Below are 16,122 nucleotides of genomic sequence, written 5' to 3'. Positions count from 1 at the left end.
AAATTGGCACAGAGCGAGGATCTAGACGGTCAGTACGACTATGTCATTGTCGGCGCCGGAACGGCAGGCTGCGTGCTTGCCAACCGGTTGACCGAGAACCCGAATACGCGGGTCCTGCTTTTGGAGGCCGGGAAGTCGGACAATTACCACTGGGTGAAAATCCCGGTGGGTTATCTTTATTGCATCGGCAACCCGCGGACCGACTGGATGATGAAAACCGCCAATGAGCCGGGGTTGAACGGGCGCAGCCTTGTATATCCGCGCGGCAAGGTTCTGGGTGGCTGCACGTCTGTGAACGGCATGATCTATATGCGCGGACAGGCGGCGGATTACGACCATTGGCGGCAGTTGGGAAATCCCGGTTGGGGCTGGGATGATGTGCTGCCGTATTTCCTGAAATCAGAAGACCATCATGAAGGTGGCACGGACAAGCACGCAAGTGGCGGCGAGTGGAAGGTTCAGACCCAGAAACTCAGCTGGGACATTCTGAAAGCTGTCCAGACCGGCGCGCAGGAATTCGGCATCATGCCGCGCGCCGATTTCAATGACGGAAACAACGAAGGTTCAGGCTTTTTCGAGGTCAATCAAAAGGACGGGGTGCGGTGGAGCACAGCGCGCGGATTTCTGCGCCCGGCGATGAAGCGACCCAACCTAAGGGTGATGACAGAGGCCACGATAGACAGCCTGATCCTTGAAGGGAAATCCGTGCGCGGTGTGCGGTTCCACCATAAGGGACGCGCGCTGGAGGTACGGGTAGACAGCGAGGTTCTGCTGGCGGCAGGCGCGATCAATTCGCCAAAAATTCTGGAGCTGTCGGGGATTGGACGCGGCGATATTCTGTCAGACCACGGCATTGAAATTCTGCATGAAAGCAATGGCGTAGGAGAAAACCTACAAGACCATCTGCAAATCAGAACTGTGTTTAAGGTAAAAGGCGCAAAGACCCTCAATACCATGGCCAACAGCCTGATCGGCAAAGCCCGGATCGGGTTGCAATATGCGCTGACCCAATCGGGGCCGATGTCCATGGCCCCGAGCCAGTTTGGCATGTTCACCAAATCGAACCCCGATCTGGAAACGCCGGATCTCGAATACCACGTTCAGCCATTGTCGACCGACAAGCTGGGTGATCCGTTGCATCCGTTTCCGGCAATTACCGTGTCGGTCTGCAACCTGCGCCCTGACAGTGTTGGCCACTGTCATATTTCCAGCACAGACACCGCGATCCAGCCCGAGATCCGCCTGAACTACCTGTCTGCAGAGCGCGACAAGGCCGTCGCAGTTATGTCGGTCAAACAGGCGCGCAAGATCATGGGTGCCAAGGCACTTTCGGCCTATGAACCCGAGGAGATCCTGCCCGGTCCCAAGGTTTCAAGCGAAGCGGAATTGCTGAAATCCGTAGGCGACATCGCGACAACCATCTTTCACCCGGTTGGCACCTGTCGGATGGGAGTGGATCCAGAAGCAGTTGTGGATCCGAATTTGCGCGTCAACGGGCTCCGGGGCCTGCGTATCGTCGACGCATCCATTATGCCGAAAATTGTGTCGGGCAACACTGCGTCACCGGTTGTCATGATCGCCGAAAAAGCCGCAGCAATGATAGTGCGCGGAGATTGATGAATAAGCAGACACGAATGGGGCACTGTCAGAAGAAACTTATTGAGGCGGGCAGGGCGAGCACTTAGCGTCGCAGGATGACAAAACGCAGCCCTTTTCGCTACTTCAAGACGAGCCCCGAGATCATTTGTCTGGCCGTCATGATGTATGTTCGGTTTCCGCTTTCACTTCGCAATGTTGAAGATCTTTTGCACGAGCGCGGCATCGAGATCAGCCACGAAACTGTGCGTTATTGGTGGAACAGATTTGGCCCRATATTCGCGGCAGAGATCCGCAGAAACAGGGTCAATCGGATGCGATCTTATTCGAACTGGCAGTGGCATCTGGACGAGGTCTTCGTGAAGATCAATGGCGAGACGCACTACCTATRGCGGGCTGTGGATCACGAAGGCGAGGTGCTGGAAAGTTATGTGACCAAGCGCCGTGACCGCAAAGCTGCGTTGAAATTCCTCAGAAAATCAATGAAACGCTACGGTCAACCTGAATCCATCGTGACGGACAAACTGCGGTCTTATGGCGCGGCGATGAGAGTTGTCGGGAACGGTAGTTGGCAAGAGACCAGCCGCTGGCTGAACAATCGGGCCGAGAATTCCCATCTGCCATTTCGACGACGAGAACGTGCGATGCTCCGCTTCAGGCAAATGCGATGTTTGCAGAAGTTCGCCGCAGTTCATTCTTCCGTCCACAACCATTTCAATCAGGAACGCGCCCTCTACAGCAGAGACAATTTCAAGCTCAACCGCGCCGCTGCTCTCTCCGAGTGGCGCCAACTTTGTTCAGCATAAGTTCCGGCATTTAGGGGTAAACAGAGACTGGTTCGAATTGGTCTGACAGCACCCAATGCTGCGCCCACGTCTGGCAACGAGAGCTACACCCAAATGCCTTTCCAACGATTTTACCTGCTGGCTGACGGCCGCTTGGGTCACGTTCAAGCGTTCAGCCGCCACGGTGTAACTCCCTGCTTCCGCAACTGCTGAGAAGGCGCGCAAAGCGTTCATCGGGGGAAGGTGCAGCCAATCCATACTGTAGATTTTCTAATGCTTGGTTAAGCTATTTGAGTCGCATGATATCGGCATTCTTGACATTATTCACAGTGAAATCTGCGATGCTATTATAAAATATTGGAGCGGATGCTTTAGTGCCGATGTCAACCTAGCCGCATGCCAGGAGATCTTGATACGATGGAAAAACTTCAAGGTGGATGTTACTGTGGTGCTGTTCGATACCAGATCGCGACACCACCTGTCTGGTCGGGACATTGCCATTGTCGTTCATGCCAAATGGCCCTTGGTGGCGCCTTTGCAACTTGGGCTAAGGTAGCCGCCGAAGACTTCGCCGTTATCAAAGGCGAAATCCAACACATTGAGAAAAATTCGGGTATTCGCCGCGGGTTTTGTCGGCACTGTGGAACGACGTTGACCTATGCCGCCCTAAATGAAGTTGAGGGCCAAGACTGGAGTGCTGACGCTTGGTTTTCTGCTGTAACGTTGGACGACCCATCGATTGCGAAACCCAAGGCCCACGTCTTCGTGTCACATCAGCAGCCATGGATAAAACTCAACGACGGTCTCCCGACGTTTCCTGAGTTTTGATCAACTTTCCCGTCCAGAAAGAGGAGAAAATGATGAACACCGCATTTTCATATGCCTGCAAGGATTGCGAGGGCATGGAGACCTGCCCAGGCAAAGTGATCGCAGCGACCAAAGATGAAGTATGGAAACTCATGGAACTCCACGCGGTGGTCGCTCATGGAGAGGACCCCAGCTCGTGGGATGCCGACACTCGGGCATATCTGGGAACATTGATAAAACCAGCATGATCAAATCAGTTAAGCTTCGAACCCAATGATATTTCGGTTTGGATCGCTTGGTGACGAATGGCGGCTTTGTTGCGAAGGACCGGCTTGGGCTGCCAACCAGCTAATCATGTAAGCTGTAGGGATAGGCAACTCTGTGCCCTGAGGAGACATGGTTAACCTTCTGGTTGATTGGTGAAAAGCAGCCTTTCTGCTAAAATGCCTCCGTGGAAAATATGGGATGGGAGGAGAAATCATGTCTTGGAATGTTTCAGGGGAACTCGTCGAAACCTGCAATTGCAACATGCTTTGCCCATGCTGGTTCGGACAAGCTGACCTTATGCTCTTGGACCAAGGGTATTGCGCGACGTCCCTGTTGATACGCATTAGCGAGGGCTCTCATGAAGGCGTGGACCTTTCTGGCCAAAACGCGATTGTCTCATTGCATTTCCCCGGGCCGACACTGTTCGACGCCAACGGCACCGGGCGAGTGTACATTGACGAAAACGCTAGCGATGCGCAGGCGGCGGCATTGGAGACTATCTTGCAGGGTGCGTCCGGTGGCGGCATGGAGGTGCCGGCAAGCCTGTTGTCGACCTGGCTTCCAACCAAACGCGCCGGGATCAGCGTGACCGAGGCCGATGGCGAAATAACTGCAAGCGTGGCCGGTGTAGGCGAGATGAAATCCCGTCGCCTGGTCAATGACCTCGGCAACAAGATGAAACTGCAGAACGCCGCGTTCAGCCTCGCCTTCGGGCATGAGGGGCATGAAGGTGATCTGGCCCCCAGTGAAGGAACCACTTGGAACGACGCGGATATGCCCGTGACCTGGACGGGCCGGTCGGGTGTGGTCGGACAAGTCGCTTGGGCCGGCTGAGGCCGGGCCGGATCTTCAGGCCACCCTAATGAATGCTGTAGGGGTCGCACGACGAGATCGGGCGCTGGTGCTGGCAGCGCTAGTCGCGCTCACGGCGCTGGCGTGGGCCTATACAATTTACCTCGGGCTTGGTTCGTCCTCGATGACGATGGTTGGCGACATGGCCATGCCGATGATGATGCAGTGGTCCGTCGCGGATTTTGTCTTCATGCTTATCATGTGGGCGGTGATGATGTTCGCGATGATGCTGCCTTCGGTTACACCCGCCGTAATGATCTACGAGCGGGTCCGCGCGAAGCGGGAGGAGGCAGGGCGACCCTTCGTGCCAACGGGCAGCTTCGTGGTGGGGTATCTGTTGGTTTGGCTGGTGTTCTCGCTGGCGGCGACGGTATTGAATTGGTGGCTGCACACGGGCGGCGTGCTTTCCTCAATGATCGGGAGGGTTGCGCCGACTGTGGGCGGCGTGATGTTGATACTCGCCGGGTTGTTTCAGTGGACGCCGCTCAAGAACGCTTGCCTGGAGCATTGCCGCTCGCCCATGAGTTTTCTGACGGCTCATTGGCACGAGGGAACCCTGGGTGCCGCGAAGATGGGGCTTCACCACGGGGCCTACTGTCTTGGCTGCTGCTGGATGCTGATGGTGCTGTTGTTTGTATTGGGCGTCATGAACCTGCCGTGGGTTGCCGTACTTACAATCGTAGTGTTGGCGGAAAAGACGTTGCCATTCGGGAGGTTTCTGAGCCGGGGATTGGGCTTGGTTATGATTGTCTGGGGCGGGTGGCTGATCACGCTCGCCTGAGTAAACGTTGGTGCATTCACAGGCTGGATAAATGCCAGCGCAGAGCGATCTTCAACACGTCACCGGACAAGCAATTCCTGCGGGAGATTAAGTCCCGCTCCGAACCCTTTGCGGTCATTCGGCTTGACCTGACGCAAGCATTCAAGACAAGCGGCAAAGCAAGGGCCGATCACAGGAAAAATCAGGCCGGGATACCTGCCTTTGCAAGCCCTGCAAGGTAAAGTTCCATTTGATCGTCCCGCTTCAGATAGAACAGCTTCTTTTTTGCGAATGACCGCGAGAATTTCGGCTCTTCCACCATTAGGTTATGCACCATCTTCGCCAGATCTTTGTCCCGCCCGAGATTGGCAAGCGCCACGACTGCATGCGCGGTGGCCCAGTATTGGCAATTTGGCACATCGCGAGCCCGCTCTGCCCAGTCCAGAGCTTTCTCGAACTGGTGATCGAAAAGCAGAGTCATCGCGCCATAGCTCAGAAAGGCCCAAAGCTGCGGATGGTTAGGGCTCATCTCCACGGCTTTCTCGAAATTGGCAATCGCCTCTTCGTATCGTCCCTCATAGGAAAGTGAGTCTCCCAATCCGCAATATGCTGGAGCCAGAGTCGGGTTCAATTTGATTGCAGTTTCATTCTCAGCCAGCGCGCTGCGGTATTCCCGGCGGGCCAGTTGGACTCTGCCCATCAGCATGTAGAGCAGCGCATTCTGGTTATCCATTGAAACGGCGGTGCGTGCGGCAGCCAGCGCTTCGTCCATAAGGGCAGAATCCGGTTCCGTGTCCCAATACACCATCCCGAGAATCGTGGCATAAGCCCACCAGGCATGTGCCTCGGGAAAACTGGGGTCCAGTTCGCGGCTTTGGAGAAACAACCTCTGAGCTTCACGGTTGCTTACGGCAGTAAACTTGTAAAAGTGCGCAAGCCCAAGATGATAGCAGTCCCAGGCATGGGGGTTTCGGCGCGGCGTATCTTCTAACTTGCGCCGGATCGCATTTCCGACCTCGGGCTCCAGTCTGCCAACAATTGTTTCCGTGATCTCGTCCTGAACATCGAAGATGTCTTCCAACTGACGGTCATATTTTTCCGCCCACACGTGGTTGCCAGTCGATGCGTCAATCAGCTGAACCGTGACTCGAATGCGCGCACCCGCTTTCCTGACCGAGCCTTCGACAACGTAGTCGGCGTCCAAGTCATCGGCGAGCTGCCGAACATTCGGGGATTTTCCCTTGTAGGCAAAGGTCGTGTTGCGCGCGACGACCTCGAGCCAGTGGTGTTTCGACAGAGCCGTAATTATGTCTTCGGACAACCCGTCCGAAAAATATTCCTGTTCAGGGTCGCCTGAAATGTTGTCAAATGGTAATACGGCGATCGCAGTTCCGTCAGGGGACCCGGGCGGTTCAGAATCATAAAGCGGATCTACAGACTCGGCGTCCCCCCACCACCAGACTGGCACCGGTCGATCAATGTTCTTAAGCTCACGGTTTTCTCCGCCTTGGAACGCGCAAGCCGTTTTGCTGTCCAGGCATTCATAGGCGGAACCGGAGATGAGAACCTGCCCGGCTTCGGCAAGCGCTTCCAAACGAGCGGCGACGTTAACGCCATTACCAAATACATCATCCTCCTCGAAAACGACTTCACCTATGTGTATCCCAATTCTCAACTTCAGTGTATTCTCGCTGGCCAAAGAGTTCTGAATGGCGACAGCACAGGTCACAGCGTCAGAGACTGATGGAAACTCGACTATCCAACCATCCCCCATGCATTTCACTAAATTGCCGCGATGCGCGACTACAGAAGGGTCAAAAAGCCCAGATCGAAGCTCTCGCAACGCGCTGAGCGTTCCGCTTTGATCCGAGTTCATAAGGCGGGAATACCCAACCAGATCGGCTGCTAGTATGGCGGTCAGCCTGCGTTTCAGAGGTCATCCTCCTCCGAGCAAAGTGCAATTATCAAAGATTATCATGCGCAGGCTTGGAAAGAAACCGAAGGGCGACTTCGTCCGCAAGACGGCCGCCGGATGAGTAAAGTTGCAGCGAAGGCATGAGCAAGGCCATTGGATGTCACAGTCGTGCCGAAGCGCATTAGCAGCGCAACAGCAGCGCTACTGGCCCACGCGTAACAAGCTGAATTGGAAGGACTGAGAGCTTCCCCAAGGAGTATGGTGTGTGTGCTCCCGATGCGTGACCAGGGAAATACGATCGCCTAATACCTCGCATAGCYCCTCTGGATCATAGCGAACGATTGGCAAACCGCTGCACTTCTYCGGACCGTCGAGCGCAAACGTTGCGATAATCGCATGGCTACCTGGGAGAAGGCAGCGGTACAACTGGTCCCGGTAGGCGGAACGGTCGTCCGCATCGACAAGGAAATGAAATACGGCGCGATCGTGCCATAGATCATAGCTTCTCTCCGGGCTCCAGGTTGTGACATCGGCTGCGATCCATTCAATCTGCTCGCCTACGGCGCSAAGTTGTCCACGAGATCGATCAAGCGCAGCTTTGGATACATCGAGCACAGAAACGTCGCTYAGTCCTCTTTCGATCAGGCGTTCTGCGAAGCGTGAAGTGCCTCCGCCTATGTCTATCACGGAGGAGGCATTATCGACGCCGACCACGTCGCAGAGCTCCAACGAGATCGAGGGATCATCCTGATGCCAACTCAGCTGGGTATCGTCTTTCTCGCGGTAGACCTCCTCCCAGTGGCTCACTCTCTCGTCTGCCATGGTGTCTCCGCTTAATCCCTTCAGGTGGTGATCATGTAACTTTAGGTCAATGACTGCAATGTCCCGCAAAGCGGTCATACATCGCGATTTTGCGAACGTCTGCCTCGAGCCCAAACCAACGGTTCACCCTAGGCGCAGGGTTCGGCGGCTTTGCCGACGTTGGAGACATCCGACCACTTTTCTTGGGTGTCCGAAATGAAGAACAGCCCACGACGTCGGAATGCGGTCTACATAGCGTTGTCGCTTCATTCTGCTGAAATGACACCAACCTCCATGGCGTATAAGTCCCATCCTGACTTTAGGTCTTCTAGCAGCTCGGGCATTTCCGCTGCCAGGTCCCGCGTCTCGCCTGGGTCCGCATCAACGTTATAGAGTTGCCAAGTCCCATCTCCGTAAGGCGGAGCCACCATCGCCGCCTTGAATACACCTTGCCGCATCCACTTATCGCCATTCATCTCGCCACCGATCATTTCCTCAGATGAGTAGAGTTCTTTCGAGCGACCTGAAATCAATGGCATCATGGAGCGACCGCGCATTGGCTCTATGGCGCGACCATCCAAGGTTGCAGGGTAGTCGGCTCCGGTCATTTCCAGAACCGTTGGAAGAATGTCCCAAACGTAGGCAAACTCATCCGTTATCGTTCCCTGTTGAACGCTCGGTCCGGCGATGATCAAGGGCACTCGAATGCCACCTTCGCTGACGGAGAATTTAAATCGGTTCAGTGGGCCACTCGACCCACTAGCGAAACCTGGACCGTATGCGTAGTTTGATCCGGGGCGTCCGAGGTTTTCGAAGCTGGGATCGAATTGCGACATGAAATCCGGGCTGTCTGCGCCAGGATAATCCTCAGAATACCACGCGTTTGCACCATTGTCCGAAAGGAACAGGATTATCGTGTTGTCCAGCTCTCCGACGTCGTCGAGGAAATCGATCGCACGTCCGTAGTGATAGTCCAAGGCATCAACCATTCCGGCATATACTTCCATTCCACGCGCTTCCATCGCGCGTTCGTCATCAGTCAGTTCCTCCCAAGACCTAACAAACGGCAGGCGTTCAGGTAGCGGCGCATTTTTTTCGATGAGGCCAAGTTCCTTGGCAGCTAACCAACGTCGTTCTCTCAGCTTTTCATATCCGTCATCATAGCGTCCAGCATATTCCGACAGCCAGGGTTCTGGCACATGCAGCGGGTCATGCGGGGCGGTAAAGGCCAGGTAACCGAAGAAGGGTTTGCCATCGCCGCGGTTGCTCCGGATAGCATCGATCAACAGATCGACATATGTGCGACTGGAATAGAAATTCTCCGGCAGATCTTCGGTCAGCTTCCCGTTTCTCGAATACGCAGCTGGATCATCCATTGGCAAAATGCCCAATCGATCAGCCCAATGGCTGGCACCACCGACAAGCATAGTGAACGTCTGTTCAAATCCCCGGTCAAACGGCAGTGTGCCTTCGGAATGCCCAAGGTGCCATTTGCCGGACATGTAGGTGTGATACCCAGCGGCCTTGAGCAATTCCGCCATCGAAGCGACCCTGTCGTTCAGGTGCCCCTCATAGCCAGGTTGCCCTGCCTGATTAGGTGCCAACAACTCGCCCATCGTGCCAAGGCCTGCAATGTGGTTGTCGTTGCCCGACATCAGCATCGCTCGGGTTGGCGAGCAAGAAACCGACGCATGAAAATCGGTGAACATCACGCCTCGTTCTGCTAGGGCATCGAGGTTCGGCGTATCAATCTCCCCGCCATACGCGCTAATGTCGGACCATCCCAGGTCATCTGCCATGACCAGCAGAATGTTGGGCCTCTCGTCCGCTACTGCGACGCCAGATGAGTTTACGAACGCAGATACCAAAAAACCTAGCGCCAACTTGCCGATCGACATTGTGAACTCCCCTTCGCAGCTTTTTCGGGTCGCGAGAATGAAAGCACGAAAAACAGGCAGCGGCCAAGTGTATTGGGATCGCAGTTGACAATACCCGACGTTCGCCGGGGTTCATCCAATGACCGCAAAGCGCAAAATGCAGTCTGTCGGGAAGCAGATGCGAACGGCAGAAAAGTCCGCTTTGCGGACACTGATCGGAATAGACCGGGTGTACGATCGGACTTCAAAGCGGTCGTTAGTGCTCAGTGCACCAAATAGCCAAGCAGCTGATGTACTCTTGGCGAGACGCATCGGTAGCCGCACGGATGACATCGTCTCGTTTGACCTAGCAGTCAAAAAGTGCAGGAACCCCGCGCTTTGTATGCGTGGGGTATAAACAAAACCGCGCAGCGCTCGGGTGAGGCCGGGGGGTGGGGTGCGACATTCCGACTCGGGTGGCGTTGGGTTGGTGCCGACAAAAGCCCGGTGAAGCGACGTAATTTCGGGGGCAATTCGGGGGCTGTGGAGGCGTCGCCCGAATTTATTCAACAAAATCAATGGATTTTGGTGGAGCCTAGGGGAGTCGAACCCCTGACCTCTTGCATGCCATGCAAGCGCTCTCCCAACTGAGCTAAGGCCCCTTCCAGGTACCGCGACTGCGGTGGACGGACGTTTATGAGACGACGGCAATGAGCGCAAGTCCAAAAATGGATTATGCGGAAAAGATTCTGCCTCGCATCCGAGGGTAGTTTGAGGCGGCGCAAGGGCCGCCCCGGACCGGTTTTAGCTTTCTTCTTCCGCTGGCATATCGGTGATTTCATCCAGCGAAACGTCGTCACTGCTGTCGTCATCATCATCCAGCAGATCATCGTCCAGTTCGACGTCGACACTGTCGTCATCGTCCAGAACCAGATCTTCTTCCGACGCATTTTCGCGTGCTTTTGCCGACGCGGCATCTTCCGCATCTGCTGCGATCATCCGGCTCTTGCCGGTTTCAAGCTCCACGATCTCGCCGGTGTAGGGGCTGACGATCGGGTTCTTGTTCAGGTCGTAAAACCGCTTACCGGTGGTCGGGCAAACGCGTTTTACACCCCATTCTTCCTTGGGCATTTCAGATCCCCTTGATATCAGGTGAGTCGTAGTAATGATTCAGGTCACGTGCCACATGCAGCGGGCACTGTCAAAGCCTTTAAGCAGGAGAAACAGGCACATGGGGGACCACGCATTGCCCGGAAAACCGCCGGTGCCGCTAACGCTGCGCAAATCGGCCAGGGCGCGGCGTATCAGCTTGCGAATTTCTCAATTGGACGGGCGGGTTACACTGACCTACCCTAAAGGTGTCGCAGAAGCCGAGGCGCTGAATTTCGCCAAGGTCAAGGAAAACTGGATCCGTGAGCATCTTGAGGACAGACCCAACCCATTGGCCGTGGGATTCGGGCAATCAATCCCCATTGAAGGCAAAGATAGGCGAATCGTACCGGCAGAGGGCCGACGCGTTCTGCTGCGGGACGCAGAGGTTGCAGTTCCCAAAGGGGCAGAAGTCAGGCGATTGGCAAGGTTCTTAAAGGAACTGGCGCGGGATCGCTTGACGGAGGCCTGCGACGATTATGCGACAATGCTGGGCCGACCTTATTCCAGCCTGACCTTGCGCGATACGCGGTCTCGTTGGGGATCTTGCAGTTCGGGTGGTGGTCTGATGTTTTCGTGGCGCCTGATCCTCGCGCCATCGGACATCCTTCATTATGTCGCCGCACATGAGGTCGCGCATCTGGCCGAAATGAACCATTCCCCCGCGTTCTGGGCGCAGGTCGAGCGCCTGTTTGGTGACTGCAAAGCCCAAAGGCGCTGGCTGCGCGACAACGGGGCGCAGCTTCACCAGTACAGATTTGATGGCACGACGAGTTGACCGCGCGGCGATTTGTGATCACATGGGGTTATGTTAAGCGCTCGCCCAACCGACACCCAACCTGCAGCTCATGATCTGGTCTATCGAGCCCTGCGCTCACGTATTATGCACGGCGACATAGCTCCCGGGCAGGCGTTGACCCTGCGCGGCATCGGCAAGGAATTTGATGTTTCAATGACGCCTGCGCGCGAAGCAGTGCGACGGCTGGTGGCCGAAGGTGCGTTGTTTCTGTCTTCCTCGGGTCGGGTGTCCACGCCCGAGCTGACCAATGATCGTATCGAAGAGTTGGCAGCTCTGCGTGCACTGCTCGAGGTCGAGCTGGCCAGCCGTGCGTTGCCCCGCGCGCACATGGCGCTGATCGACCGGTTACAGAGCATCAACATGACCGTCGCGGAAATGGTCACGAAACGGGATGCTGTCGGTTACATCCGATCAAACCTGGAATTCCATCGCACGCTGTATCTGCGTGCTCAGGCTCCGGCGATGCTGGCCATTGTGGAAACAGTGTGGCTTCAGCTGGGGCCGACGATGCGCTCGCTTTACGGGCGGTTGCGGCGGACGGAACCGCCGCATTATCACAAGCTGATCATCGCTGCGTTGAAGGCGGGGGATGAGCCCGGATTGAGGCTGGCTGTGCGGTCGGATGTGACGCAAGGGCTGCGGATGCTGGTCAGTTAAGCGGCTTGTCGCCGAAGTGATCGGGTTGCCGTTTCCAAGCACCGCAGAACTAGCTTGCGCACCTAGTCTGCGATACTCTGACCCAAATCACAACAAGAGCAGATTTCAGACATGATCAATCGACGCCTATTTTCAGTTGGACTTGGGTCAACGTTTTTGGCCGCCTGTTCCGGTGGCACGCCAACCAGCGCCCCGGCAACGCGGATGCGGGCCGTCCCCAACGCAGGCTATGACGCCTGGGTTGCCGGCTTTAAGTCCCGCGCGGCGTCGCAAGGTATTTCTCAAACCACCATCAACCGGGCCTTTCAGGGGGCGGGGTACCTGCCGGGCGTGATCGAACGAGATCGCAATCAGGTCGAATTCAAACGCTCGCTTGAGGATTATCTGGCGATTGCAGCTTCTGATGAAAGGATCGCAACCGGCAAGCAGATGCTGGTGCGCCATGCAGGAACCCTGTCAGAGATCGAGGCAAAGTACGGCGTCGATAAAGAGGTTATCGTTGCCGTCTGGGGCCTGGAAAGCCGTTATGGATCTCGCCGGGGGGACGTGCCGGTGGTGTCGGCAGTGTCGACCCTGGCTTATGACGGCCGTCGCGGCGCGTTTTTTGAAAAACAGCTGATCGCTGCCCTGAAGATCATTCAAGAGGGCGATACAACGCCCGCGAACATGACCGGCAGCTGGGCCGGGGCGATGGGGCATACGCAGTTCATTCCGACGTCTTACTTGGCTTATGCGGTGGATTTCACCGGTGATGGCCGTCGGGACATCTGGTCCGAGGATCCCACGGATTCTTTGGCCTCGACAGCCGCATATCTGGCACGGGCTGGCTGGGTGCGCGGACAGCCATGGGGTGGCGAAGCAGGCACAGTTTCGGGAACGCCTGTGGCGGTGTTGCAGCCCCAAACGCCGGGGCCGCGCATTGCGGTGTTCCGCAATTTCCAGGTGATCAAGCGCTATAACAATTCGGACAGCTACGCGATCGGCGTTGGGCATTTGTCAGACCGGATCTCTGGTGGTGCGCCGTTTCAGGCTTCGTTCGGGCCCGATGCGACCGGGTTGACGCTGGAGGATCGAAAAGAGCTGCAGCGCCGTCTGACATCCGCAGGATACGATACGCAGGGCGCGGATGGGGTTATCGGCAACAACACGAAATCTGCCATCAGCGCGTATCAACGCGCCAGTGGCTTGGCCGTAACCGGGGAACCTTCGGCGGCTTTGTTGCGCCAGCTCGGTGGCTGACGCTTTAGGCCGCCAACCCCTTCGAGCCGATATCCAGGAATTTTTGACGGCGGTCCTTGATCAGGGCTGCCGCATCCTTGCCATCCAGCTCTTTCAGCATAGCAGCAATGGCGCCTCGTACAGAGTCGACCGTTGCGGCGCGGTCGCGATGCGCGCCGCCCTTGGGTTCGGTGATGATGTGATCACAGACGCCCAGCTTTTGCAGGTCTTGCGCGGTCAGGCGCAGGGCCTCGGCGGCCTCACGCATTTTCTCCGAGTCTTTCCACAGGATCGACGCGCAGCCCTCGGGCGAGATCACTGAGTAAACCGAATGCTCCAGCATCGCGACGCGGTTTGCCGTTGCAAACGCTACTGCGCCGCCTGAACCACCTTCGCCGATAATCACAGACACCAAAGGCACGCCGATCTTCAGGCACATCTCGGTCGACCGTGCGATGGCCTCGGACTGGCCGCGTTCCTCGGCACCTTTGCCCGGATATGCGCCGGCCGTGTCGATCAGGGTGATGACAGGCAAACCGAAACGTCCGGCCATTTCCATCAGGCGCACAGCCTTGCGATACCCCTCGGGTCGGGCCATGCCGAAATTTCGTTCAATCCGCGATTTGGTATCCGAGCCTTTTTCGTGTCCGATCACCATGACAGGCTGATCATCGAAACGCGCCAGACCGCCGATCACAGCCAGATCGTCAGCAAAGTTGCGATCACCAGCCAGTGGCGTGAATTCAGTAAACAGCTCGGCTACGTAATCCTGGCAATGGGGGCGTTCGGGGTGACGCGCGACCTGACATTTCCGCCACGGAGTGAGGTCACCGTAAAGCTCGTCCAGCAGCTTGGCAGCCTTGGCGTCTAGCGCAGCGGCTTCTTCGGCCACGTCCATCTCTTCGTTGGCTCGGGCCAGCGCGCGCAGTTCCTCGGCCTTGCCTTCGATCTCGGCCAGGGGTTTTTCGAAATCCAGATACTGGGTCATGACGCCTCTTAACGCAGAAGTTCATTGCTATATGAACTTGCTGTCAGAGGAATGCAACACAAGGTGAAGCGGGGCGTGGTTCGGGGCCACGCCGGTTTAGGTCACTGGACGGGTACATAGCTGGACGGCAGGCCGTCATCGTCTGCGTTCACCATGTAGTACTGGTTTTCGCCACCGTCCCAGACCAGAAATGCGTCCGCGCCTTCCGGTTTAGTCTGTTCGCCCCATGGCGCTTGGACAGTCAGGGCTTCACTTGTTGCATAACCCAGATCAGACAGGCGCAGCATTTCCACTGGGGTCGTCTTGAGCGCGCCGACTATGCCCGGAGTTTGGTCTTCGAACATCGCCTTGACCGCAGGGGTCATATCCAGCCGCTCGATCAAGCGTGTGTTTTTGGCTGCGACATCGTCCAACGAAACAAGCTCGTAGGCGGCGTCATAAGTGCTCTTGCCGATGATGTAGAAGTCCGGGCCATCCTTGCGGAACTGCAGCGCAATGATCGTGCCGACGTTCTCGGTCAGGTAAGCCTGATCGTAACTGGTGCCATCAACCGAACCGAGGTTGTCGCGGATCGCCTCGGGGATAGCATCGAAGTCATCGCTGGTCAGCTGCCAACCCAGGATTGGGCGATCCTTGATATAGGCTTCGGGCGCCGGGTTATGCTGGCTGACACGTTCAGAAATCATGGTTTGTGTCTGGACGTCATCGGCCTGCGCAATAGCCGGCATTGCGGCAAGGATGGCAGCAAACAGAATTTGGCGGAGCGGGCGAGATGGATTGTTCATATCGGTCCTCATTTACCATGTTGAAAAATCTATTGGTCTCGTGAGTTATCCGCCCAGTGTAACATTCTTACGTGTGTATTCCGATTTGAATTCAGCAAGATTTGTGGCTGCGGAATATGCATCCGTAGGCGAGCAAATAGAAAGGATACTGATGGCGACCCGTTATGAAGACCGCGTTCTGCGTGTTTTGGCCCACGTTCATGATAATCGGGCTGAAGACCTGCCGTCGAAATTGCTCAATTCGGGTATAGAACCGGGTAGAGCGAGCCGACGAGCAAAGCCGCCATTGTCCAGTTGAACACCATCAACCGGCGTGGGTTCGTCAGGATGCGCGCCATTTGCTGGCCCAGAACGGTCCATGTGCTGACTGAGGGCAGGTTGACTGCTCCGAAAACAAGGGCCACCACAATGATCGCCTGAAGGGTCTGATCAGGTGTGTAGGCGGTTGTGGCTGTCAGGGCCATGGCCCAGGCCTTTGGGTTGACCCACTGAAAGGCTGCTGCCTGCAGGAACGTCATCGGCGTGCCTGTCGTGTTTTGCCCCTTCGCCGGGGCGGCATGTGCGATTTTCCAAGCAAGGAACAGAAGATATGCAACAGAGGCGAATTTCAGCACCGTGTAGCTGATCGGATATCTGTCGAATAGCTGCACCAGCCCGGTGCCGACCAATAGCACCATGAAGGTAAACCCAAGCCCGATCCCCAGCATGTGCGGGATGCTCTTTCGAAATCCGAAATTGGCCCCAGACGCCATCAGCATCAGGTTGTTGGGTCCAGGTGTAATGGACGAGACAAAAGCAAAGGCGAACAGGGCCAGAAGGATATCGTAGGTCATAAGTTGGATAATTGCTGCAAACCGAACAAATGAAATTGCGTTTTAATGCGCGAT

Annotated in this window: 17 protein-coding genes and 1 tRNA gene; 9 read left to right on the top strand and 9 right to left on the bottom strand. The window is 56.2% G+C overall.

Features of this window, described 5'->3' with window-relative positions:
- Positions 1–3 precede the first annotated feature (3 nt).
- The gene (locus DHN12_RS17675; protein ID WP_108861366.1) at positions 4–1,617 is read left to right on the top strand and encodes a GMC family oxidoreductase; all 1,614 of its coding nucleotides are present in this window, start codon (positions 4–6) and stop codon (positions 1,615–1,617) included.
- Positions 1,618–1,694: 77 nt separating this feature from the next.
- Complete coding sequence (locus tag DHN12_RS17670) at positions 1,695–2,402, top strand: IS6 family transposase (protein WP_108861365.1); 708 nt, start codon at positions 1,695–1,697, stop codon at positions 2,400–2,402.
- Here DHN12_RS17670 and DHN12_RS24860 read toward each other — a convergent pair.
- Positions 2,394–2,615, bottom strand: a complete 222-nt coding sequence (locus tag DHN12_RS24860; protein WP_304571876.1) for a LysR family transcriptional regulator — start codon at positions 2,613–2,615, stop codon at positions 2,394–2,396. The two genes, DHN12_RS17670 and DHN12_RS24860, sit on opposite strands and share 9 nt — an antisense overlap.
- Positions 2,616–2,798: 183 nt before the next feature.
- Here DHN12_RS24860 and DHN12_RS17660 point away from each other — a divergent pair, with 183 nt between their 5' ends.
- The 4 genes from DHN12_RS17660 (at position 2,799) to DHN12_RS17645 (ending at position 5,088) form a co-directional block, all read left to right on the top strand.
- Positions 2,799–3,209, top strand: a complete 411-nt coding sequence (locus DHN12_RS17660; RefSeq protein ID WP_159090054.1) for a GFA family protein — start codon at positions 2,799–2,801, stop codon at positions 3,207–3,209.
- A 32-nt stretch (positions 3,210–3,241) separates the two neighbouring features.
- Positions 3,242–3,436, top strand: coding sequence for a DUF1059 domain-containing protein (locus DHN12_RS17655; RefSeq protein ID WP_108861362.1), 195 nt, complete (start codon positions 3,242–3,244; stop codon positions 3,434–3,436).
- A 232-nt stretch (positions 3,437–3,668) separates the two neighbouring features.
- A complete protein-coding gene (locus tag DHN12_RS17650; protein WP_159090053.1) occupies positions 3,669–4,289 on the top strand; it encodes a DUF1326 domain-containing protein in 621 nt (206 codons plus the stop codon).
- Between the two features lie 28 nt (positions 4,290–4,317).
- Positions 4,318–5,088, top strand: a complete 771-nt coding sequence (locus DHN12_RS17645) for a DUF2182 domain-containing protein (protein WP_108861360.1) — start codon at positions 4,318–4,320, stop codon at positions 5,086–5,088.
- 181 nt (positions 5,089–5,269) lie between these two features.
- Here DHN12_RS17645 and DHN12_RS17640 read toward each other — a convergent pair whose 3' ends face one another.
- The 5 genes from DHN12_RS17640 to DHN12_RS17615 form a co-directional block, all read right to left on the bottom strand.
- Positions 5,270–6,979 carry an adenylate/guanylate cyclase domain-containing protein gene (locus tag DHN12_RS17640; RefSeq protein WP_255415473.1) on the bottom strand — a complete coding sequence of 570 codons (1,710 nt, stop codon included), beginning with the start codon at positions 6,977–6,979 and terminating at the stop codon, positions 5,270–5,272.
- A gap of 204 nt (positions 6,980–7,183) precedes the next feature.
- On the bottom strand, positions 7,184–7,804 hold the full coding sequence (locus DHN12_RS25235; RefSeq protein ID WP_108861391.1) for a class I SAM-dependent methyltransferase: 621 nt from the start codon (positions 7,802–7,804) through the stop codon (positions 7,184–7,186).
- Between the two features lie 245 nt (positions 7,805–8,049).
- Positions 8,050–9,681 (bottom strand): arylsulfatase, encoded by a 1,632-nt coding sequence (locus DHN12_RS17630; protein ID WP_108861358.1) that lies wholly within the window; start codon positions 9,679–9,681, stop codon positions 8,050–8,052.
- Between the two features lie 544 nt (positions 9,682–10,225).
- A tRNA-Ala gene (locus DHN12_RS17620) sits at positions 10,226–10,301 on the bottom strand.
- A 142-nt stretch (positions 10,302–10,443) separates the two neighbouring features.
- A complete protein-coding gene (locus tag DHN12_RS17615) occupies positions 10,444–10,770 on the bottom strand; it encodes a TIGR02300 family protein (protein ID WP_108861356.1) in 327 nt (108 codons plus the stop codon).
- 100 nt (positions 10,771–10,870) lie between these two features.
- On the opposite strand from DHN12_RS17615, the gene DHN12_RS17610 reads away from it, so the two are divergent.
- From DHN12_RS17610 to DHN12_RS17600, 3 genes are all read left to right on the top strand, one after another.
- Positions 10,871–11,566, top strand: coding sequence for a M48 family metallopeptidase (locus DHN12_RS17610; RefSeq protein WP_108861355.1), 696 nt, complete (start codon positions 10,871–10,873; stop codon positions 11,564–11,566).
- 30 nt (positions 11,567–11,596) lie between these two features.
- Complete coding sequence (locus DHN12_RS17605) at positions 11,597–12,244, top strand: GntR family transcriptional regulator (protein ID WP_108861354.1); 648 nt, start codon at positions 11,597–11,599, stop codon at positions 12,242–12,244.
- Positions 12,245–12,355: 111 nt separating this feature from the next.
- Positions 12,356–13,483 carry a lytic murein transglycosylase gene (locus DHN12_RS17600; RefSeq protein ID WP_108861353.1) on the top strand — a complete coding sequence of 376 codons (1,128 nt, stop codon included), beginning with the start codon at positions 12,356–12,358 and terminating at the stop codon, positions 13,481–13,483.
- A gap of 4 nt (positions 13,484–13,487) precedes the next feature.
- Here the strand turns inward: DHN12_RS17600 and DHN12_RS17595 are convergent, their stop codons facing one another.
- The 3 genes from DHN12_RS17595 to DHN12_RS17585 all read right to left on the bottom strand — a co-directional run bounded on the left by DHN12_RS17595 (position 13,488) and on the right by DHN12_RS17585 (position 16,068).
- Complete coding sequence (locus tag DHN12_RS17595) at positions 13,488–14,450, bottom strand: acetyl-CoA carboxylase carboxyltransferase subunit alpha (RefSeq protein WP_108861352.1); 963 nt, start codon at positions 14,448–14,450, stop codon at positions 13,488–13,490.
- A gap of 101 nt (positions 14,451–14,551) precedes the next feature.
- On the bottom strand, positions 14,552–15,235 hold the full coding sequence (locus DHN12_RS17590; protein WP_108861351.1) for a hypothetical protein: 684 nt from the start codon (positions 15,233–15,235) through the stop codon (positions 14,552–14,554).
- Positions 15,236–15,471: 236 nt separating this feature from the next.
- On the bottom strand, positions 15,472–16,068 hold the full coding sequence (locus tag DHN12_RS17585; protein WP_108861350.1) for a LysE family translocator: 597 nt from the start codon (positions 16,066–16,068) through the stop codon (positions 15,472–15,474).
- Positions 16,069–16,122 lie beyond the last annotated feature (54 nt).

It is taken from the genome of Ruegeria sp. Alg231-54 (genome assembly GCF_900143525.1).
In the GTDB taxonomy this organism is placed as follows: domain Bacteria; phylum Pseudomonadota; class Alphaproteobacteria; order Rhodobacterales; family Rhodobacteraceae; genus Ruegeria.
The sequence above is the reverse complement of the archived record's forward strand: the minus strand, read 5'-3'. Positions and strand labels throughout refer to the sequence as shown.